This window comes from Coprobacillus cateniformis, assembly GCF_009767585.1.
Classification (GTDB): Bacteria; Bacillota_I; Bacilli_A; order Erysipelotrichales; family Coprobacillaceae; genus Coprobacillus; species Coprobacillus cateniformis.
On sequence record NZ_WSNW01000001.1, the window covers coordinates 162973 to 185107 of the forward strand.

22 protein-coding genes are annotated in these 22135 nt (G+C 31.2%); 7 read left to right on the top strand and 15 right to left on the bottom strand.

Annotated elements, in window-relative coordinates; all coding sequences use genetic code 11:
- The first annotated feature begins 98 nt into the window (after positions 1-98).
- Positions 99-404, top strand: coding sequence for a PTS sugar transporter subunit IIB (locus GQF29_RS00860; protein ID WP_008788724.1), 306 nt, complete (start codon positions 99-101; stop codon positions 402-404).
- 65 nt (positions 405-469) lie between these two features.
- On the opposite strand, the gene GQF29_RS00865 is transcribed toward GQF29_RS00860, so the two are convergent.
- The 7 genes from GQF29_RS00865 to GQF29_RS00895 all read right to left on the bottom strand — a co-directional run bounded on the left by GQF29_RS00865 (position 470) and on the right by GQF29_RS00895 (position 7739).
- Complete coding sequence (locus GQF29_RS00865; RefSeq protein ID WP_008788723.1) at positions 470-1198, bottom strand: hypothetical protein; 729 nt, start codon at positions 1196-1198, stop codon at positions 470-472.
- On the bottom strand, positions 1191-1892 hold the full coding sequence (locus tag GQF29_RS00870) for a flavodoxin family protein (RefSeq protein WP_008788722.1): 702 nt from the start codon (positions 1890-1892) through the stop codon (positions 1191-1193). Before GQF29_RS00870 ends, GQF29_RS00865 begins: the two co-directional genes overlap by 8 nt.
- Position 1893: 1 nt before the next feature.
- Complete coding sequence (locus tag GQF29_RS00875) at positions 1894-2529, bottom strand: TetR/AcrR family transcriptional regulator (RefSeq protein ID WP_008788721.1); 636 nt, start codon at positions 2527-2529, stop codon at positions 1894-1896.
- Between the two features lie 105 nt (positions 2530-2634).
- On the bottom strand, positions 2635-3906 hold the full coding sequence (locus GQF29_RS00880) for a sensor histidine kinase (protein WP_008788720.1): 1272 nt from the start codon (positions 3904-3906) through the stop codon (positions 2635-2637).
- Positions 3893-4573, bottom strand: a complete 681-nt coding sequence (locus tag GQF29_RS00885; protein WP_008788719.1) for a response regulator transcription factor — start codon at positions 4571-4573, stop codon at positions 3893-3895. Before GQF29_RS00885 ends, GQF29_RS00880 begins: the two co-directional genes overlap by 14 nt.
- A gap of 3 nt (positions 4574-4576) precedes the next feature.
- A complete protein-coding gene (locus GQF29_RS00890; protein ID WP_008788718.1) occupies positions 4577-5347 on the bottom strand; it encodes an ABC transporter ATP-binding protein in 771 nt (256 codons plus the stop codon).
- 10 nt (positions 5348-5357) lie between these two features.
- The gene (locus tag GQF29_RS00895) at positions 5358-7739 is read right to left on the bottom strand and encodes an FtsX-like permease family protein (protein ID WP_008788717.1); all 2382 of its coding nucleotides are present in this window, start codon (positions 7737-7739) and stop codon (positions 5358-5360) included.
- A 273-nt stretch (positions 7740-8012) separates the two neighbouring features.
- On the opposite strand from GQF29_RS00895, the gene GQF29_RS00900 reads away from it, so the two are divergent.
- Positions 8013-8633, top strand: a complete 621-nt coding sequence (locus GQF29_RS00900; protein ID WP_017144234.1) for a C39 family peptidase — start codon at positions 8013-8015, stop codon at positions 8631-8633.
- Between the two features lie 223 nt (positions 8634-8856).
- Here GQF29_RS00900 and GQF29_RS00905 read toward each other — a convergent pair whose 3' ends face one another.
- From GQF29_RS00905 to GQF29_RS00915, 3 genes are read right to left on the bottom strand one after another with little or no spacing between them, the layout of a single operon-like run.
- Positions 8857-9672, bottom strand: coding sequence for a Cof-type HAD-IIB family hydrolase (locus GQF29_RS00905; RefSeq protein WP_008788715.1), 816 nt, complete (start codon positions 9670-9672; stop codon positions 8857-8859).
- A 15-nt stretch (positions 9673-9687) separates the two neighbouring features.
- Positions 9688-10578, bottom strand: coding sequence for a PHP domain-containing protein (locus tag GQF29_RS00910; RefSeq protein ID WP_008788714.1), 891 nt, complete (start codon positions 10576-10578; stop codon positions 9688-9690).
- Positions 10579-10591: 13 nt separating this feature from the next.
- Positions 10592-11569 (bottom strand): ROK family transcriptional regulator, encoded by a 978-nt coding sequence (locus GQF29_RS00915; protein WP_008788713.1) that lies wholly within the window; start codon positions 11567-11569, stop codon positions 10592-10594.
- Between the two features lie 265 nt (positions 11570-11834).
- On the opposite strand from GQF29_RS00915, the gene GQF29_RS00920 reads away from it, so the two are divergent.
- The 4 genes from GQF29_RS00920 to GQF29_RS00935 all read left to right on the top strand — a co-directional run bounded on the left by GQF29_RS00920 (position 11835) and on the right by GQF29_RS00935 (position 14679).
- Positions 11835-12365 (top strand): helix-turn-helix domain-containing protein, encoded by a 531-nt coding sequence (locus GQF29_RS00920; protein ID WP_008788712.1) that lies wholly within the window; start codon positions 11835-11837, stop codon positions 12363-12365.
- Positions 12366-12540: 175 nt separating this feature from the next.
- Positions 12541-12948 (top strand): VOC family protein, encoded by a 408-nt coding sequence (locus GQF29_RS00925; protein WP_008788711.1) that lies wholly within the window; start codon positions 12541-12543, stop codon positions 12946-12948.
- A 51-nt stretch (positions 12949-12999) separates the two neighbouring features.
- A complete protein-coding gene (locus GQF29_RS00930) occupies positions 13000-13722 on the top strand; it encodes a DUF5131 family protein (protein ID WP_008788710.1) in 723 nt (240 codons plus the stop codon).
- Between the two features lie 30 nt (positions 13723-13752).
- Positions 13753-14679: a hypothetical protein gene (locus GQF29_RS00935; protein WP_017144233.1), complete on the top strand. Its 927-nt coding sequence runs from the start codon at positions 13753-13755 to the stop codon at positions 14677-14679.
- A 75-nt stretch (positions 14680-14754) separates the two neighbouring features.
- Here GQF29_RS00935 and GQF29_RS00940 read toward each other — a convergent pair whose 3' ends face one another.
- The 3 genes from GQF29_RS00940 to GQF29_RS00950 form a co-directional block, all read right to left on the bottom strand.
- Positions 14755-15246: a GyrI-like domain-containing protein gene (locus GQF29_RS00940; RefSeq protein WP_008788708.1), complete on the bottom strand. Its 492-nt coding sequence runs from the start codon at positions 15244-15246 to the stop codon at positions 14755-14757.
- Positions 15247-15263: 17 nt separating this feature from the next.
- A complete protein-coding gene (locus GQF29_RS00945; protein ID WP_008788707.1) occupies positions 15264-15860 on the bottom strand; it encodes a DUF1847 domain-containing protein in 597 nt (198 codons plus the stop codon).
- A 349-nt stretch (positions 15861-16209) separates the two neighbouring features.
- The gene (locus GQF29_RS00950) at positions 16210-18462 is read right to left on the bottom strand and encodes an ATP-binding cassette domain-containing protein (RefSeq protein ID WP_008788706.1); all 2253 of its coding nucleotides are present in this window, start codon (positions 18460-18462) and stop codon (positions 16210-16212) included.
- Between the two features lie 171 nt (positions 18463-18633).
- Between GQF29_RS00950 and GQF29_RS00955 the strand changes: the two genes are divergently transcribed.
- Positions 18634-19512 (top strand): LysR family transcriptional regulator, encoded by an 879-nt coding sequence (locus GQF29_RS00955; RefSeq protein WP_008788705.1) that lies wholly within the window; start codon positions 18634-18636, stop codon positions 19510-19512.
- Positions 19513-19540: 28 nt separating this feature from the next.
- Here the strand turns inward: GQF29_RS00955 and GQF29_RS00960 are convergent, their stop codons facing one another.
- A complete protein-coding gene (locus GQF29_RS00960; protein ID WP_008788704.1) occupies positions 19541-21010 on the bottom strand; it encodes a family 1 glycosylhydrolase in 1470 nt (489 codons plus the stop codon).
- Positions 21011-21077: 67 nt separating this feature from the next.
- Positions 21078-22013: an AEC family transporter gene (locus tag GQF29_RS00965; RefSeq protein ID WP_008788703.1), complete on the bottom strand. Its 936-nt coding sequence runs from the start codon at positions 22011-22013 to the stop codon at positions 21078-21080.
- Positions 22014-22135: the final 122 nt, after the last annotated feature.

Here is a 22135-nt window from a genome sequence, read left to right on the forward strand (position 1 = left end):
TGATTGACAAAATAGACTTCTTACTAAAACAGTAAAATCACAATTTATGAAATAACATATGATATAATGGTTATACTAAATATCGTGAGGTGAGGAGAATGTTAAATATTGCATTATGTTGTAGCGCCGCTATGTCTACAAGCCTACTTGTTAATAAAATGATAGATGAAGCTAACAAGCAAGGTATTCAAATTCATATTTGGGCAAAAGGTGTCAATGAAATTGAAGCAGAAACAAAAGATGTTGATGTTATTTTGATTGCTCCTCAAGTCAAATATGCAAAAAAACAAATAGAAAAAAGAGTTTCACCTATTCCCGTTATTGAAATATCAATGAAAGACTACGGATTAATGAATGGTAAGAATATTTTCAATAATATTATCAATATTATGCAAAAATCATAATCAAAAGATAACTTTTATTTAAAAACGCATCGCTGAAATCAGTTCATAGATGCGTTTTTATATAATTAATTATCTCTTCTCTTTTTATCTTGATCATATTCTGCTTTGAGAGTTTTATGAAACATTTTCTTTTTGTGTTGGCGACAGGCATCCAAATCACAATGTTCACATATTAAATGAGCATTACTCATCTTATAAAACCTCTCTGGATATTTAGCATAGGTAACTTCCCATTCAATAAGAGAAAGAACACCTAATATAAAAAGAGTAACTGTCATGACATTGGGAATAAAGATAAGAAAACTGTATTGAAAAAATGAATCCCAATTATAGATACGACATTCCATACAACAATCAGGCCTAATAAAAATCGAATTGAATGGACACCAGCCAAATATAGCAAAGAAAACAGAAAAGTTTGAAAGTGCAAAAAACACAAATATCCATATTTTTTCAATATATCCTAACAGATATAAACTGCCTGGTACAGCCATAAACAAAATCCAAAAAAGAAAAACAGAGATAGCTCGATAGTCATAGCGACGTTTCATCTTTATAAACTCCTGCTGTTGAAGTTCTGGATTAGGAATATAATTCTTTTCAAATTGTCTTCCTTTATATAAAGATAGATTTGCAAAAGAAAGCATATCTTTAATAGGAAAAAATGCAAAATAAATAAAAGCAATCATATAGATTTCAATAGATAATGAAAACGGTAATGTATGATTAAAAAACAAACAATATAAAGAAAAAAGAAATAGCGTTCCAGAAGTCAAAACACGTATTCTATTCATATGATTTCCATGGCCTTTTTTTACCTAGCCACCCCTGTTCTTGCCAATAATCATAATCCTTTTGACAAGCTGACCATTTCTTTAATTGTGTAACGCGCATGATCATAAACATTGCTTTTGTTTTGATTTGAGGATGTGGTGGCTGTTTTAAAGAATTGGCTATCTTTATTAATTTTTGTTGGACATTGTGTTTATTCTTTTGATTGACATCACTCCAATGGATTGCTTGTGAACGAAATCCACATATTTTTATATTTGAAATTCCCCAGTGGGATAGACTTGTTTTAATATCCTGGATAGCACTTTTCATCCCTGCTCCAGCACCAGATGAAATAATAACAGCTTGTTTGTTGTACATTGTTGCTTTTGGACGATGACTATCCCACCATGTAAAATAATGATCTAACAAAGTCTTCATAGGTGCTGAAACATGGAAACAGTAGACTGGTGTTGTAAAGATTAATAAGTCTGATGATTCAATCGCTTGTGTTATGGGTTTTAAATATTGATAATGAGGACAATATTCCTCACCTTCATGCATACAACGATAACATCCTATGCAAAAGACGGGTAAATCATCTGGTAAAAAGAACTCATGTAATTCTTCTACATCATTGAATTGATTCACTAAAAATCGTCCAGCATGATAAGATGACTCTTGATGATTTTGTCCATGAATAATTGTTACGTTCATATCATGACCTACTTTCAGATTGATAGATATGATTAAATTGACGAATGTGTCTCTCTAACATAACAAGCGCTTCAGGTTCTTTCTCTGGTTCAACATCACATAATTCCATCAAAAGACGTAATGGTGCATAAAAGTGTAATGCTGTTATCTGTGAATCTAAAGACTTAAAAAGTTGAGTATGAATTAATCGTCCAAAAATGACTTCTTGATAAAGTAAAGGTTCAATCATATATTGCTGCTTCAGCATTTGTCCTAAGTCGTGATTATGAAATTGTTCAATGGTTAACAGTTTGCGAAATTGACTGGTATATTCATCATGTAAAAAGAACAAAAACATACTCTTGCCCATTTCTACCAAACGGTCTTCATCAATATTTAAAAAGAGATGAACATCTTTTTGAGCATGAGTTCCATCCATTTGCATTGAAGCAACATATTGGTTATAACGATTATTCATTTCTTCAACAATGGCTTCTAAAATCATTTGTTTGCTAGCATAATGTTTATAAAGTGATGGTGCCTTGATACCAACAGCACTTGCAATCTCAGCAACACCTACACTTTCAAAACCTTTGGTTGAAAAAAGATTTAAAGCTTGATCTCTGATTTTTTGTTTTGTTGTTAATTCTTCATTCATTTATCATTTCTCCTTTGGCTAATACTTATTAGCCTTATTGTAAGCTAATAACCATTAGCTGTCAAGTCGAAAGAAAAAGTTAGATTCTCTATTCTAGAAACTAACTCATCTCAATACCATTATAAATGCCATTCCGTCCTCACATTTTTCAGCAAAAATAGTCCCATCCATCTTTTGCATTAATTCTTTACATATATATAATCCAAGTCCGCTCCCTTTCATCCCTTTTGCATTTGTTCCTCTAAAAAAGCTTTCAAAAAGATGATTAAACTCATTATCTGTGACTGTTGAACCAGAACTAAATAAACGTATTAATTGACAGTAATCTTCTTCATAAAAAGAGACTTCAATCCGACGACCATCACCATATTTAAAAGCATTTTCAAACAAATTTTCTAAAACTTCCTGACATCTTTCAATATCACCTTTGAGTAAACGATTTTCAAAATCGCCAAGCTTTAAATCTATATGTCTAAGTGCACATTGTTCTGCATAAACATTCATCACTTTGGATAAGAGATCTTGAAGATAAAATTCAGAATTATGAACAGGTAAGTCTAATATATCTTCTCGAGAAGATTGAATAATCTCTTCAACATACTTTTCAATTTCTTGACTTTTTTGACCTATTTGATGCACTGCATTTCTTTTATCCTGTTCGTTTGTATAAATATCTTCCTCTAATGCTTTGCTATAAAGTTTTATTAGATTCAAAGGTGTCTTAATGTCATGCGAAAGAGATAATAACATCTTCTTTTGTTCTTTCATAAGTTCAATCTGTCTTTGTCTAGACACATCAAGTGTATCCTTTAACTGTCCCATTCCCCACATAAATCTTCCCAAATAACGGCTTTTCTCTTCCTTAATATGACCTTTCAAATGACCTTTTGCTAGTTGAATTGGTAATTCACTTAAACGTTGAAAAGGCTCAACTAATTTCTTTTTCATATATATAAGAACAACCAATACAAAGAATTCTAAAATGAATAAAGATATCTCTGCAATAAGAATCAGTTTTTGAATGTTGAAAACAGGCAATTTATATATAAATTTGATATAACCTAAAAAATCATTATGAATATAAAATGGCTGGATATAAATGTTATTGGCATTGTCTTCTTGAAAAAAGTTTTTGACAACATTTTGATTACTGATTTCTTTATCCAAGAAATCTATCTTCCAAATTGTCTCATAAGCATCTAAATTTATATTCTCAATAGATTGAATATCTGTGAGTGTTGAAAGAATGCGATTGGCTTCAACACGATAAAAATGGTTCCTCTGATTTTCAGAATGAAAAAGAAAACTGCCTAAAACAACAGCGACAAAAAGATAGAGAATAATTGAACAAAAGATAATACGATTATAATTCTTCATAACGATAACCGATACCCCAAACTGTTTGGATACGTTGTGGGTTCCGTGAATCTTTTTCTATCTTAGATCTTAACATCTTAATATGCACAGTCAATGTTTGATTTTCACTTTCACTATCCATACCCCATATCTCATTAAAGAGATAATCTTTATGCAATGTCTTTCCAGCATTTTCAATAAATAACATCAATAATGCATATTCTTTCACATTCAAATCTAGCAATTTATTTTTAAGATACACTTTATGTCCAGCAACATCAATACGAATAGCACCTGAATTAATGATTTGGTCTGATTGTTTATCTTTTGAATGCCTTGTCAGAATAGCTCGTATTTTGGCACACAAAATATCTGGATCAATTGGTTTTTCCATATAGTCATCTGCCCCTAACTCAAAGCCCATAAGCTTATCTGATTTTGCTGATTTGGCACTCATCATGAAAATAGGCACATCACTTGTTTGACGTACTGATTGACAGAATGCATATCCATCACTTCCAGGTAACATAATATCTAAAACGATAACCTGTGGCTGATGAACTTTCAACCAAACAAAGGCATCTTCAGCAGAAGATGCATAATAGTAGGAAAAGCCTTCCTTACATAGAAAGGCTTGAATTAATTTTGCTAACTCTTGATTGTCTTCGACAAGTAAAATATCTACCATGTTTTACCACCCCATCTTAATTAACCAGTCATTGAGTTTTCTTTCTCTAGCGCGCATATCATCAGTCACTTGGTACTTTCCTAAAGTAATCTCGTCTCTGATATCTTCATCTTCAATATATAATACACGTTCACATTGTGAAGCCACTTTCATATCATGCGTAACTAGCATGATGCTTGTTCCTTCTGCATTAATGTTTGTGAGTTCACGCATAACATCAATAGAATTCTGTTTATTTAAAGCGCCAGTCGGTTCATCTGCAAAGATAATCTTTGGCTGATTGATGAGACTTCTACAAATACAGGCACGTTGCAATTGCCCACCAGAAACTTCTGTCACTGCATTATCAGCAACATCATTAATCCCAAGTTTTTGCATTAACATATTCGCACGCTCTTTGATTTCATGACGCGATGATGTTTTATGATCATGTGATGCTTGATATGCTGGTAATATTATATTATCATAAATTGATAAATTTTTCAGCATATACATCTGTTGAAAAACAAATCCCATCTCTTGTAAACGTAAATCACTCATTTCATTGGCTTTTAGATTGGTTAACTCTTTTCCAAAGAAATCAACTTTCCCAGCACTGGCTTCATCCATCCCACTAACTGTATATAATAATGTTGTTTTTCCTGAGCCAGATGGCCCCATAACAGCAACCATCTCACCACTCTTAATTTCTAAATTGACATTTCTTAAAACATTATTTTGACGCTTATTCACAATATATGTTTTACATAAGTTTGAAACTTTTAAACTCTCCATTATTCTTCTCCTATTCTAAATTATTCATTTCACGAATATTAATTTTTCTCACACCACGAGTCGCAATGGCAGTTGCTATTATAATTCCAATAAGCAAGACACCAGGATATATCAAATAAGCTTCTAAAGGATTCACTTGTATAGCAACATCAGCCCCCATAATCGCAAAGATTGGTTTCAATACAAATTGATTACTTAATAATGACAATGGAATAGATATCACCATTGAAGCCAATACAACAAAAATCATACGCATTAACTGCCAGTTTCTAATTGTTGCTTGCGTGAAGCCAATACTCTTCATCATTGCAATTTCACCTTTTTCACGTGTAATAAATAATTTTTCCATCAGTAATGTAATCAACATAATAACCGCACATAAGAGCCCAGTCATTGGTAGTAAGAACTGTGCTAATATATCTTGAATGCCACCAACATTTTGATTCACAATTTCCTGAACTGTTCCCCATTTATAATCTGGAAATTCTTTTTGCATTATTTCAGCGACTTCACTCTGTGATTCATCCATATCCAGATCAACCATAATAGCCCAATAATCAAACATCATTTCTTTTTCACAGTTCACTAATGGATTTAATCGGGCACTTTTTCCTAATTGCATATAATCACTATATGTTGCAGTAATCACAAAATCTTTCTTTTCACCATTAATTGTAGCACTCACATAGTCACCAATAACCCATGAATTTTCTTTCATAATTGCTTTTGAAAAAGCAATCTCATTTTCTAATTCTGGTGCTTTTCCATCACTATATTCTGAATAAGTTCGTTCTTTTCCTAAATATTGAAGAGACATGATATTACTTTTTGTATTCTTATCTTTTGTTTCATAAGTTATAAAATAGATGGGTATTGCTGTCATCTGAGCATTATAACCTTTATCTTTCATCTCTTGTTGGATTCTTTTGATACCATTCATAAGCTTTTGAGAATTATTATATTTATCAGTTTGACCTTCTTCTATTTTACGGACACAAACAGATGTATCAGGATCAAGATTAAACTTTTTAACCATCTCAGGACTATTCATTGTATTTATTGTATTCAATGGAATTGTAATTAAAATAAAACTGATACAAAAAGTAATAATCAAAACAACATAGCGAGTAATATGACTCATAATATCATTGAGACCAAGATAAAGAGGAACTGATAAACGCAAAGATCGTGATAAACGCAATCCTCTTCCACTATGAAATCGTTCTCCAGTATAACCCCCACGAATAGCTGTAATGGCTGAAACTTTATTCAGCTTTCTTGTACAGAAATAACAGAAAGATAATACCAATCCAATAATGAACAAAGCACATAAAATATTAATACTAATATTTAATTCACTATTAGCCATGATCATATTTTTGTTAACTCCATCAATCATTATTTGACTAACTGGCACACTGATACAGGCACCAATTATAGCGCCAACTGTAACAATCGCAAGATATTTAATCAAATATAATTTTTTGATTGCATAATTACGTAAACCAATTGCCTTTAATATTCCTATTTCCTGATATTGTTCTTCTAATGAGAACACCAATGTAAATCTCAACACAAGTAATGCAATTAAAATAAGACAAATACCTATGAGTATAAGCAATCCAGCCATAACCATATCAAAAGAATAAACCATTCTATACGTATCCACTGTAATTGTATTCATGATACCTTTAAAACCTTCATCATTCATTTGATCTGCAATCTTTGAACCTAAATCTGAATTGATATAATATAAACCAAGCTGAGATGTCACTTTTTCATAATCATCATAGTCTTGTTGACTTAACATAAAACGACTCATGCCAACCATTTCACTTCCAAAAGCAGCATCCTTGACAATCGCTTTTATCATCAATTCTTTTTTCACACCATTTTGATTAATTATCAAACGATCACCAATTTGAAGATCAGTTCTTTCTTGAACAGATACAGAAATAGCAACTTCTCCATTATGAAGTTCTATCTTTTCTCCATCTGTATCAAACACCTTACAATAATCAACATTATCTGTTGACAAGAATAAACTGGCACCTTTGTTATCAAAAGCTGATGTTTGATTATCCTGCTTAAGAGTGATTGATTTATCTGATATTTCAAGAAAATTATTATACTGATAATCATCAATATCTCCCTTGACCTTTTTTTGATCCAACCAATTATTAATCTTATCAAGATCCTCTTTAGAATTCATAACAATATTAACATCTGGAACATGAGCATAATTCATATAATAATCAACTGCTGTTCCCACTATCATAATATTATTAATACTACTTGCTAAAAACACTGTTGATAATGTGATAAAGAGAAATAGGATCATATTGACACCTTTTCTTTTCATCATATCTTTTTTGAGTATTTGTAATAACATAATTTTTCTCCTTTATCCAACTTCATTATAAAGAATCAATTATTAAAAAATCCTTAAATTAAAATCTTTTTAAAAGTTTATTTCAATTCATTATAACTGTAATTAATAAATTAAAAAATATTTTTATATACTTGTTTCTGTTTATTAAAAATATCCTTTTGGTTTATTAATCATTTATACTATGCATATTATGTTATTGCTGCTTATCCTAAAAAACATATCTTTAAATGATTTATGTTATAATAATGATGAAAATAATATGGAGGATATTCTATGAAGAAAAGAATGGCAATTCTAGGTACTATTATTATATTTATTGTTTCTATCTGCTTGCTTCTTCTCCCAAAAACAAAATCTGAAGATTCATCACAAATATCAAACTATCCAGACTCATATATGGTAAAGACAAACAATTATTTTGATTATCAACCCGGTTTAGAATGTGCAGCTTTTTCATCTGCATACCTTTTGCGTTACTACGGCCAAGAAGCAGAAGGCTTAAAACTATTTGAAACTTTTCCTGGTAAACTCTCAGGTGGTGGAGTCAGACCAGATGGAGTGACTGAATTCTTTAAAAGTCAAGGGTATCAAGCAGAATATATTGTGAATGGTACGATTGATGGTCTTAAATCTGAAATTGCTAAAGGTGCACCTGTGATTGTTTTTATCCATATTGAAGAACCTTATGATAATCCTCATGCTACGCATTATGTTCCTATTGTCGGTTATGATAAAGATTATTTCTATTTTGCTGAAAGTCTCGATTATTTAGCAAATTGTAAAGATCAATCAGGTTTAATATATAACCGTAAAACTGAAATAGCAAAGTTTAAGAAACTTTGGGATCATATTGATAGTATCTGGGATTTTCCTTATTTTATAATTACGCCATAAAAATAATTTTTTATAAAAGTGATATTATCTTACTTTTGGTGATGAGTGTTAATGATTTAGAAATCAAAAAACACCCTAATGATATTGATCTTATTCATGAATATAAAAAGAAAGATGAAAATTTTTATTAATTTTCCAATTTATATGTTACTGATGTTAACACATTTAATGCAATAAAAAAGACTTATAAGTTTTCAATCTCATAAGTCAAATTTAATATTTATTAGTCTTGAAACATCTTCTCTTTATTGATAAGCCAATCAATAGCTTCTAAAACGCCACCATCATTATTTGATGAAATTGTATACTTAGAAATGGCTTTCACTGATTCTTTAGCATTTGCCATAGCAAAGCTATATGTTGCCTGTTCAAGCATTTCCTGATCATTACCGCTATCTCCAAAAGCCATTACATCCTCATCAGCAATATTCCATCTCTCCATTAATAGTTGAATGCCATGAGCTTTATTAATTCCTGGAATAATCAAATCAATCCCAAAATGACCACAGTCTACCGGTGTCATAATATGTCCAATTTTTTCTTTCATTTCATTTAAGATCATATCAAAATTATCTTCATTGCAGCTTAAAAAGATTTTAAAAATAGAATCATTTAAATCTTTAAAATGAGCAACTCGTTTCATTCTTGGATAATAGAAATTTAAACGATCAAAATAATCATCATCTACAGACTCATTAATGTATGCACTTTTTTGACCACAAACAATTTTCTTGATTTCAGGATATTGTTCAATTGCATCTAGAACTTGTTCTAATTCTTCCTCTTTTAATTGAGCCACAAATATATCTTTATCTTGATCGACAATATACCCACCATTTTCAGCAATAAAAGTGATTTCTTTTTGAATTTCTGGAAAGAAAGAACGAAGCTGGTAATATTGATTCCCACTTGCAACAACAAAATGAATATCATTTTCTTTCATATATTCATATTGCTTCATAAATTTCTCTTTATTATATTGATTATCACTTGTTAAAAAAGTTCCATCCATATCTACCGCAATGACCTTTACACTCATATTCGCATTATCTCCTTATAATAAACCATTATTTTTTAATTGTTCTTCAATCAAAGATTGATCAATTGAACACTTTGAATCACCTAAATGAATAGAGGGTTTTGTTTTGCCATGATAATCACTACCACAAGTCACTAACAAATCATATTCTTGCGCTTTCTTATAGAAATAATCAATGGCTTCTTGACTATGATAACTACTAAATGCTTCAACACCATCAATTCCTATTTTGACCATTTCATCAAATAATTCATACTTATCTTTTAAGTTATTACCCGGATGTGCTAATACAGTTTTACCACCATATTTATGAACCAAATCAATTGTTTCTTGGAGCGTTGGAAAAACAATTTCAGTATAACAAGGTTTTCCTTGAGCATAGAAATCCCAATAGAAATTGACATATGGATTATCACTTCTTTTGCCACCTTCACGATATGGTTTTAACAACTCATGGTTTTTATATTCTTCTTTTGCTAAAAGGACTTCTCCAAACATTTCACCAGTCCAAACACCATTATCACTTACTGCATCTAAATCTTCTTTTTTTAAATCAAAACCTAAAGCATTCGTTAATTTTAATTTTTGATTTGAACAACTTAATTCTTGTCTGAGAACATTTTCTTCTAATGCCTTGATCTCTTCTTGATGATAATCCATGCCATATCCTACAACATGTAAATTAACCCCTTCAAATGTACAATCAATTTCTACTGCTGGTATACACTTGATACCTACTTCTTGACAACATTTGATTTCTTCATCAATTGCCTTGACACTATTGTGATCTGCAATAGCCATAATCTCAACTCCTGCTTCTAAGCATTGATGAACCAACTCTGATGGTGTAAACTGACCATCATCTGAATATTTTGAATGCATGTGTAAATCGATATAATTTTTCATTTTTTTCTCCTCTTTACTTTCTTTTATATCTTGAACTTTCTATACATAGAGATGCTAATCCTTCAAAAATATATGTTTCCATTTCGTTAATAAACTGGAACTCTGGTAAATGCTGTACAGGTATATATTTTTTTATAGTCGCTTTAAATATTTCCGTTTCTACACAAGGTGTATAAAGAATCATTAACGAAGGATTCATAATTGCAATAATACTGGCAGCTTGTTTGATTAATAATGATAATGGATCTTTTTTTAATATGTCTTCTTGTTCTTTTAATGTTCCATTTGGTAAATAAGCAAGTTCACCAGCAAAGTGTGTTGCTCCATATAAAAGAGAACCATTAATATAGAGACCACACCCACTATGATGATTATCAGGTTGGTAAACAAAAGCAATTGACTGACTTTCTATCACATGAGTATGTATGTAACCTAACATAACTGTATTCACATCATTTTCAATCATTGTATGAATACCACAAACTGTTTCAATGTGCTTTTGTAATTCTACACCATCAAGTGATTCTATATCAGATTTCTCAATTTTCCCATTTGTCACAATAGCAGGTATCGAAATCCCTAGATATTGGATATGATGTTTTTCTTTTATATCTTGGATCAAGTTTGTAAAAACATTGAGATTCAAAGTATCAAACTGACATTTCATATTTTCTATAATCACAAAATCTAAATCAACAATTCTACACTCTATAGAAACCGTTTGATTTTGCACTCTTAAATCAATAAGTCCAAATACCATATATGAACCACAAATTTTATATTGCTTCGCTTTTCTGCCCCCTGTTGATTCACAATCTTCAACTCTGACAATAAATTGATTTTCTAAAAGTTCCTTTAGAATATTGGTAATTGTTGCATGTGATAGATGTGTCTCTTCAGCAATTTGATTTTTCGTTGCATATTTGTTTTCAATAAAATAATCTTTTACTTTTTGAATACTAATATTTTTTAATCCTTTTGACTTATACATAGTTCACCACCTTTCATCAACACTTGACGAATCTTCATATACATAGTATACATTGTTTATTAAAAAATGCATATATAATTTCATAAAATGAAAAAGATTATGATTATCTCTTCATAATAGACCTTAAGTGTCTATTCATTTCCTGAAGATAGTCATATAAGATTCCACTATCACTTCAAGTTGCGTAAATGCAATTTTAAGTTGGTAGAATAATAAATACTTTTCCATTATAATTATGTTAGAAATAAGAATGGAGGAATGTAATATGGCATTCGCAGATAATCTCAAACAAATGAGAAAGAAAAAAGGTATTTCACAGGAAGAACTTGCTCAATTATTAAATGTCAGTCGTCAAGCAGTATCTAAATGGGAACAAGGTATAGGATATCCAGAAGTAGAAAAATTATTAATCTTATCAAGTCAACTGAATGTCTCTTTAGATAGTTTAATGGCTGATGAGATTATCAATAATAATACATCTCAAGATAATCATTGTTCAGGAAGAATTCTCATTTCTTCTTATGATGGAAAGTCTATTGTGAACTGTTATAAAATATTATCATCACATATGTTTAAAACTAAAGATAATGAACCTAAATATGCTTTATTTGGTGTTGATGGCAATTCATTTTGGGGTGAACATACAACAGTTTTAGGTTGGTATGATAATGAAGAGAATATAAAAAAAGAAATTCAAGACATAATGTCTGCAATGAAAAATGGTGAATCATCATATGAATTGAAATATGCAGTCAAAACAAGAAGACATTTATGGAGAATAAAGATTAAGGAATAGTAATTTGAACAGAACAAATAGATTCATTATGCAATCTCTAAAAACATAATATTTCTTATGAAGTCATAATTTTATCTGAAACATTTAAAATAATATGTCCAATTTTTACAATAAATAAAAGAATTTATTCAGTTATAATATTGCTATCATACAAATAGAAAGAGAGATTATAGAGATGAAATTTAATGAAACAACAGTTCGTATTCTTGTTAGAAAAAATTATGGAGAGTGCTTTGAATTTTATACTCAAAAAATGGGTTTAATTCCAGTTTGGGGCGATAGAAATGGACCTTATACTTCATTTGCAGTTAGCTCAGATACACCACCATGCTTTGCTATATTTTTAGGTGATGCAATGCCTATGTTTCAAGGCTATAAACAACCAGATGGTGATACCCCAACAGATACGCTTGTGGCAGTTATTCCTACCCTTGACTTAGATGGAGATTACTTACGTTTAAAAGAAGCTGGTGTCACATTTATAGGTGAACCTCAATTTATTGAAGAATGGGGTATGCGTTGTACATATTTTAGAGATCCTGAAGGGAATTTATTTGAATTGAATGATGCATCAGGAGTGTAGTAAGTTATACTTATCTTTATAAAAATTTGAAATATCAAAAGGAGACAAGTTATGAATTGGGAGCCATGGACTGGATGTTATCAAATAAGTGATGGTTGCACAAACTGTTATTACTATGGACCACATGCAAAACGTTATGGTCAAAATACCATCACAAAGACAGATCAATTTGATTGGCCTATAAGAATGAATGCAAAAGGTGAGTACAATATAAAAGGAAATAAGATATTGGCAACATGTTTTGCAACTGACTTCTTTCTTCCTGAAGCCGATGAATGGCGTCAAGAAGCTTGGGCCATCATCAAACAAAGACCAGATATAGAATTTTTAATTCTCACAAAAAGAATTGATCGATTTCTTATCTCACTACCATCAGATTGGGGTGAAGGATATGAAAATGTAAATATTGGCTGTACTGTTGAAAATCAAGAAAATGCTGATTATAGACTTCCATTATTTTTATCCTACCCTATAAAAAGACGTTTTATTGCTTGTGCCCCGCTCTTAGGACCAATTGATTTAACTGCTTATCTTCATGGGGTAGAACATGTCACGGTTGGTGGTGAAACAAGTCGAGAAGCTCGTATATGCAATTATGATTGGGTGCTTGATATTCGTGAACAATGTGTAAAAGCCAATGTTACATTTTGGTTTAAAAATACTGGATCACTTTTTAAACAAGATGATATTGTTAAAAAGATTAATCCATTCAAACAAACGACTGTTGCAAAAGAACTTGGTATCAATATTTTAAATGGTAAAAGATTGTTTTGATGTTATAATGAATTCATGGAGGTTATAAATATGCATTATGTAAAAGCAAGAGATTTTATTTATAAAAATGCACGACCTATTGATATGGCAAGGTGGAAATATTTATTTGAAAACGGTTCAAAAGAAGCTGTTTTAGAAGCCTTGTCTACATATCAAAATGAAGATGGTGGCTTTGCTCATGCACTAGAACCTGATTGTTGGAATCCTCATTCATCACCAGTTCAAACATGGGTAGCTACAGAAATCATTAAAGAAATACAGTTAGAAGATAGAAATCATCCTATTGTTCTAGGAATTCTTAAATATCTTGCATCTGGAAAAGATTTTAATGGACACACATGGGCGAACACTGTAACCAGTAACAATGATTTCCCTCATGCTCCATGGTGGGAATATGAGCCTCAACAAGACCTTTCATATAACCCTACAGCATGTTTGATTGGATTTATTCTTAAATATGCTGATAAAGAAAGTTATATCTATGAACTCGCTTGTCAACTTGTTCAAGAAGCATACAGTTATTTTCAAGATCATTTTCCATTAGATTCTATGCATACTGTTTCATGTTTTGTAGAACTTTATGAATATATGCAAGAATGTCAATTCACACAACTTCTAGATATGGAAGAATTCAAGACATTGTTAACACAACAAATTCAGCATATAATCACTTATGAGACTTCTAAATGGGCAATTGAATATGTATGTAAGCCATCCCTTTTTATAAGTTCAAAAACAAGTGATTTTTATGAACAAAATCAAAAGATATGTCAATTTGAATCTGAATTTATTTTAGATACTCAAGAAGCTGATGGAACTTGGGCAATCACATGGTCATGGGATGATTATCCTGAACAATGGGCTATAACTAAAAACTGGTGGAAATCAGATTGGATTATCAAATATGTGAAATTCTTGAAAGAGTTTCATCATTCATCAATAAGTTCAATTGAATAGTTCGTATGAGTATATATCTTTGAATATATACTTTTTTCTTTCAAACAAAAAAACAAACTCAAATAGAGTTCGTTCTTATTCAAATATATTATTGATATTTTCATCTTGAATAGGTATCCATATTTCAATAATTGAAGAATCTCTATTCCAGTGGAATCGATAATCATATTTTTCAAAATGGATAAATTCATTTTTTATAGGTACATATTGACTTTGAGGAAGAATATCTTCATATATCTGACCATAAGTTTGATAAATTTGATTTATTGGACCAGTATGTTCAACAACCATATATTTATGAGCTCTTATATGCTTTGATACAAATCCAATGGGGATATGTGAAGTTTGAGGAATTGCACAAAAATAGTATAATTTCCCTTGTCGTCTTTCCATGAATGCGTATTTGATCCAATGTCCAGATTGTGACAAATGTAATGTTTTTAAATTGATATTGAATTGTCTCCAAAATGATGTACTGATTTGAAGATTTCTTCTTTGTGATGTCGTTAATTCAATATCCTGTCCAACCACAAAAAACTCATCTAATTCCTGTATTCTATAATTCATTATTTTACTCATTTTTCTTAAAATTTATCTTCATAATAACTGTCTGCCAAATAAATAGCTCCTAAAGGATTATGCGCCAAAACACGATCCTTAACAGCAAATACTGTTACAGGAGCCTCAGAATATTTAAAAAACAATGTATCATGACCTACACATAATCCTAAAACAATATTAAAATCAGTCTTTTGCTGATTAAAAAGTTCTGCTTGAGCAATAGGATTACACATCGCTACATCACAATCATAAATTCCTATAATGTGACGATCAACACTTCCAATTTTACAAATAAGCGATTCAACATCAAATCCATTTTTTATTAATATCTGATTGAATACTTGCGCTTCTTTTGATAAACCAACACAAAATGCCAATCCAAGTTTTTGATGACCCATTTTCTTACAAAAATCAATAATTTCCTTTAATCTTGTCTTTTCCCCATAGTTATCCATAACTATCTGAGAAGAAACATTAGCAATTGCATAATTTTCATCTTCTTGATATAGACTCAGTATTTCTTCTTGATTTTCATGACATGATGGACAATGAATTGGTGCATTTTCTAAATTTTTATCATGACAAGCGTGTTTTTGGCAATATGCACATGTATACTTCATTAAAAATCCTCCCTATAATTTATGGTATTATATCACCTTCTCAAACTTTTATCTACCAAATGATTTGAATCCATCATTACAAAAAATAAGAAATTCTTTTATAGATATTTCTTTACTATATTTAATTCCTAAAATAATAAATAATAATTGAACGATTGTGAAATAACAATCTTTTAAATCAAATATAAAGAGATGATACAAATAAATATAATTTAAACTACTCTCCAAAAGAATTTATTGATTAAACTGCATAGATATTTAGCAATACCATAAACATAATCTTATTGAAAAAAGAGTATATATCAATGAACTTTATTCAGTATACACTCTTTTATACTTATTGACTCTTTTATCTCAAAGATTTTCTAAGATATTTTGCTGTTATTGTCTGAGCAGTATCAATCATTTCTTGTGGTGTACCTGTAAAAACCACTTCTCCGCCTGCTGTACCGCCATCTGGTCCTACATCAATAATGTAATCTGCTAATTTCATCACATCTAAATTATGTTCAATAACAATAACTGTATTCCCTTGTACAACAAAGCGGTCTAAAAGTTTCATAATATTCTTAACATCAGAAGCATGTAACCCTGTTGTTGGTTCATCTAATAAATAGATATTTCCTTTTTGGTCAAGGTGTTTGGCCAACTTAATTCTTTGAAGTTCCCCCCCAGAAAGAGTTGAGAGTGGTTGACCAAGCGAAAGATAAGATAATCCTACTTCCATCATTGCATTGATTTTCTTTGCAATCTTCTTATGTTCTGCGAAGAATTCTGATGCTTCTTCCACAGTCAGATTTAAAATTTCCATAATGTTTTTTCCATGATACTGATATGATAGAGCTTCCTCGCTATAACGTTTTCCATTGCATGCCTCACAAGTTGTTGTGACTGGATCCATAAAAACAAGTTCTATAGTTACTTTTCCTTTACCTTTACATTCTGGACATGCCCCTTTACTATTAAATGAAAACAGTGAAGCAGACACTTGATTCTCTTGCGCCATGAGTTTTCTGATATCATCAAAAAATCCTAAGAAAGACACAGGTGTAGATCGATTTGTAGCTGTCACTGATGATTGATCAACAATGATGACACGCTCAGCATATTGCTTAGCAAAAACATCTCTAAAAAGACTAGATTTACCAGACCCTGCAACCCCTGTCACAACACACAATACATTTTCAGGAACATTCACTGAAACATTCTTAAGATTATGCAACTGAGCATTTCGAATTGGTAGAAATGTTCTCACTGGTCTTGGTTGTTCTTTGATTCCTATATGTTCACGCATTGCATTCCCTGTTAATGTATCAGATTCTAAAAGTTGATGATAACTTCCTTGATATAAGATTTCTCCACCATATCGTCCAGCTCGTGGCCCAACATCAATAATTTCATCTGCAATAGAAATGACATCTTTATCATGTTCTACAACCAAAACAGTATTTCCTTTATTGCGTAAACTTTGAAGCAGTTTTGTCATACGATAGACATCTCGTGGATGCATTCCTGTACTTGGTTCATCAAAAATATAAATCAATCCTGTTAATGAACTTCCCATGTATCTGACAAGTTTTAATCGTTGTGCTTCACCACCAGAGAGTGTTGTTGTTTCTCGATTAAGACTTAAATAAGGTAAACCAATATCAATCATTCTTGTGAGTGTAGCGACTAATGTTTGAATAATTGTTTCACCACGTGGATCATGAATTTCCTTTAAAACTTCACGGAGATGAATAAATTCCATTTCACACATATCAGCAATACTATATCCATGAATACAACAAGATAAAGATGATGAATTCAAGCGTTTCCCATGACATTCTGGACATTCATGTTCTTTCACCAATTTTTTTAAGCGAGAGAGAGTCTGATCACTAGACATAGATAAATCACGCTTAACAAGAACACGATTTAGATGATTATAAATCCCTTCTAGTTTTTTATTAACACGTTCGCCATCTTTTTCATATGCACCATAAAGCAATAGATTTCGTTCTGGAAGAGAATAATCTTTCCATTTTTTATCTAAATCAAATAAACCAGTTTCAGTATATTGTTTCCAATACCAGTTTCCTATATGAAAAGCAGGAATATCCAGCATATCTTCATTTAAACTTTTATCTGAATGAATCACTTGTTCTATATCAATATCTAAAACTTTACCTATTCCAAAGCAAGTTGGGCACATTCCATTAGGGTCATTAAAAGAAAAATAAGATGCTGTTCCAACATAAGGTGTTCCAATGCGTGAAAAAAGCAAACGTAATGCCGAATACATATCACTGATTGTCCCTACTGTTGAGCGAGCATTACCGCCCAAACGTGCCTGATCAATAATCACAGAAGCTGACAGTTGATCAATAAAATCTACTTTTGGTTTTTGATATTTTGGTAATCTACCCCTAATAAATGCAGAATATGTTTCATTCATTTGTCGCTGACTCTCTGCTGCAATTGTATCAAAGACTATACTTGATTTCCCCGATCCTGATACACCAGTAAAAACAACGATCTTTTCTTTAGGTATTTCTAGAGATACATTTTTTAAATTGTTTTGAGTTAATCCTCTTATTGTTATGTAATCTTTATGAGACATAAATAAACTCCTCTCTTTATTCATAATATTTTTGATACTAAACTGTATCATATTAAGCATAAACCTTCCTGTTAGGGAAGAGTCAATATATTTTATTCTCTTAATAAAAATAAAATTTTCATGTTTGAATAATCATCTTATGATGTTAAAATAAAAAAAGAGGTGAAGCAAATGGAAATCAGAACTTTACAATATTTCTTAACAATAGCAAGAGAGAAAAATATATCTAAAGCAGCAGAATATTTACATATGACCCAACCTACTCTCTCAAGACAAATGAAAGAATTAGAAGAGCAACTTGGAAAACAACTTTTTACAAGAGGAAATCGGCAAATCTCATTAACTGATGAAGGTATGATTCTCAAAAAACGTGCAGAAGAAATTATCAGTATTGTTGAAAGAGCTGAAGCAGAAGTGAGAGCAAATGAAGAATTACTGACAGGAGATATTCATGTTGGATGTACTGAAAAAATAGGTTTAAAACATATTGCTCAATCACTTGCCCTCATGCAAGAGAAACATCCCTTTGTCAGAGTCCATATTAAATATGGAAGCACTGAAGACATCTCATCTCAGATAGAAAAGTCTGAACTTGATTTTGGGATTGTGATTGAACCAGTTGATTTTATGAAATATGATTATTTGAAAATAACACATTCTCATACTTGGGGTGTTTTGATGTCCCAAGAGAGTCCACTTTCTCAACTTGAATACATCACTGCTGATGATCTACGTCAAGTATCATTGTTATGTCCTTCACAGGAACTGGTTAAAAATGAAATTGCTGGATGGGTTGGTGGTAATCAAAGGAAATTAAATATTGTTGGAACTTATAATTTTCCTTTTGCTTTATCTTCGCTTGTGAAAGAAAGTCATCTTTATGCTTTATGTTTTGAACAGAGTTTTGATGATGCAATGGATAATGTCTGTTTTCGACCACTTACACCAGCAATAGAAGAAAACATGGTATTTATTTGGCGTAAATATCAGGTATTTTCTAAACCTATTGAAATCTTTATGAATATGCTGAAAGAAAAAGTACAGAAATGAGTTGGACTCTTCTGTACTTTTTATGTCTTTAGTTTAAATCTTCACCATTGGTTGCGATACATTTTTGATACCAGTAAAATGAATCCTTACGGCTTCTATCGTAAGTTCCATTTCCAGCATCATCTTTATCAACATAGATAAAACCATAACGCTTTCTCATTTCACCTGTTCCAGCTGATACGAGATCAATACATCCCCAAGTTGTATACCCAATTAAATTGACACCATTGTCAATAGCTTTGCTCATTTCCATAATATGTTCTCTTAAATAATCAATACGATATGAATCATGAATGTTACCATCTGCTTCAACTGTATCAAAAGCACCTAATCCATTTTCAACGACCATTAATGGTCGTTCATAACGATCATAAATCATCTCTAGATAATAACGCAGTCCTTGAGGATCAAATGCCCATCCCCAATCTGAATATTGTAAATATGGATTTTTTGCACCAGCCGCAAAGTTTCCGGAAACCATTTCATCTGCTTCATGCGTTGTTTCAAGTGATGACATATAATATGAGAATGTATACATATCGACAGTTCCATTCTTTAATTCAATCAAATCCTGATTCGTGATATCTAAATGAACTTCATGCTCCTTCCATAAACGTGTTGCATAGGTTGGATATTTACCCTTGCACTGTACATCTCCACAATAGAAGATAGATTTTGCCCACATATGGCGATTCGCTAAAATATCACGAGGATCACACGTTCCTGGATAGAATGTAATCCCACAAATCATACAACCAATCATATTGTCTGAATCAATTTCATGTCCAATTTGTACAGCTCTTGCACTGGCTACAAACTGATAATGTAATTGCTGATATCCTTCCTGATGTTCTTTTGAACCAGCTTGATTCCCAAATAAATTCAACATCATAATTGTATTATTGATTTCATTAAATGTTAACCAATATTTAACCAGTCCTTTATATTCAGTAAAACATGTTCTGGCATATCTTTCATAAAAATCAATTAGTTTTCGATTGTTCCATCCACCATAATGTTCTTCTAAATAAAGTGGTGTATCAAAATGCCAGATAGTCACCAATGGCTCAATCCCATATTTTTGACACTCTTTAAACACATGACGATAAAACTCAATGCCTTTTTGATTTGGTATTTCTTCATCTCCATGCGGATATAAACGACTCCATGAAATAGAGAGTCTAAACATCTTAAATCCCATTTCTGCAAACAATGCAATATCTTCTTTGTAGTGATGATAGAAGTCAATACCATCATGATTGGGGTAATAGTAATCATCTAAAACTGCATATTTTGCCCCATCAGGAATAGGCTGACCATTCCTGACTTTACCAGGATTCCCATCCTGATCAATAAATGTCACATAACGAGGTTCTTTAACTGAGCCTCCCGTTGTTACATCAGTCTTGGCTGGTCCTCTTCCATCTTTATTCCAAGCTCCTTCAGCTTGATTGGCAGCAATTGCTCCACCCCATAAAAAATCTTTTTGAAATGCCATCTTTCTTTCCTCCTTGATTCTATTGTAACAAATTTTATGTTTGTATATAAAAACAATTTGTTATGATTTATACAATAAAAATAACGATAACAGTATAGACAATCAATGTCACAACCATATTTAATGAAATCAGTGCAGCTGTATAACTGTTATCTTCTTCACTTTTAAACAGTGGTGATATTTGCATTGGTAAAGCAAATCCAGTTGGACACATAAAATAGATAAGCACTGCCAACATATAAATCTTATCAGCCATTAAATGTGGGAAGAATACAAAGAACCCTACAATGACAAAGGCAAATAGAACAATTCTCACAATTAATAATTTCAATAGCGAACCTAGTGTGTCCATATTGATTTTTAAGTTATAGCCAATAATGAATAAGATCATACCAATAATTGGACCTGTAATCATATTGATTGTATTTGTATAAACATCAATAAATGGTGTTTGTGCTAACATATTGTAAACACCTAATAAATTCAATCCTAAACCTAAGATAACTGCAATCACAAATGAATTCGTAAAAATTGTTTTGGCCAATTCTTTTGGACTTGTTTGTCCTGCATTCAGTTTAGCGACCATGATTGGGATAAGCACAAAGGCAATTAAAGTTCCTGCTAAGTCAAAGATAACTGTATTGCTGGCATATGCAACACCAACAATAGAAGTATAAAGCGGTAATGCAACATTTCCACCTTCACATGTTGTTAACATGAAATAAGAAATGTGAGAAAATCTTTCACCTGTGAACTTTGTGAAAAGTTTTCCAATGAACATTGTCAAAACAAATGCGATAAAAACATAAACAACAATCAAAATTGCTGATGATTCTATTTTTGAAGTTAATAAAATATTAAAGATTAAGATTGGAAACAAAACATTAAAGACAATATTGTTGGCTCCTTCTTTTTGTTCTGGTGTAACAAATCCCTTAATTCTTGATATAATCCCTAAAAGTACCATAAAGAATACGGGAAATAAAGTTGATAATGCTGCCATAAATTCCTCCTATTTATTTGTATATTTATATTTTCAATTGTTTTCAAAAAATGAATAATAAATTGTTTCATCTTTTGATGTTTTTATTCTAATATATAAATAAAAAGAATACAAACGCCTAT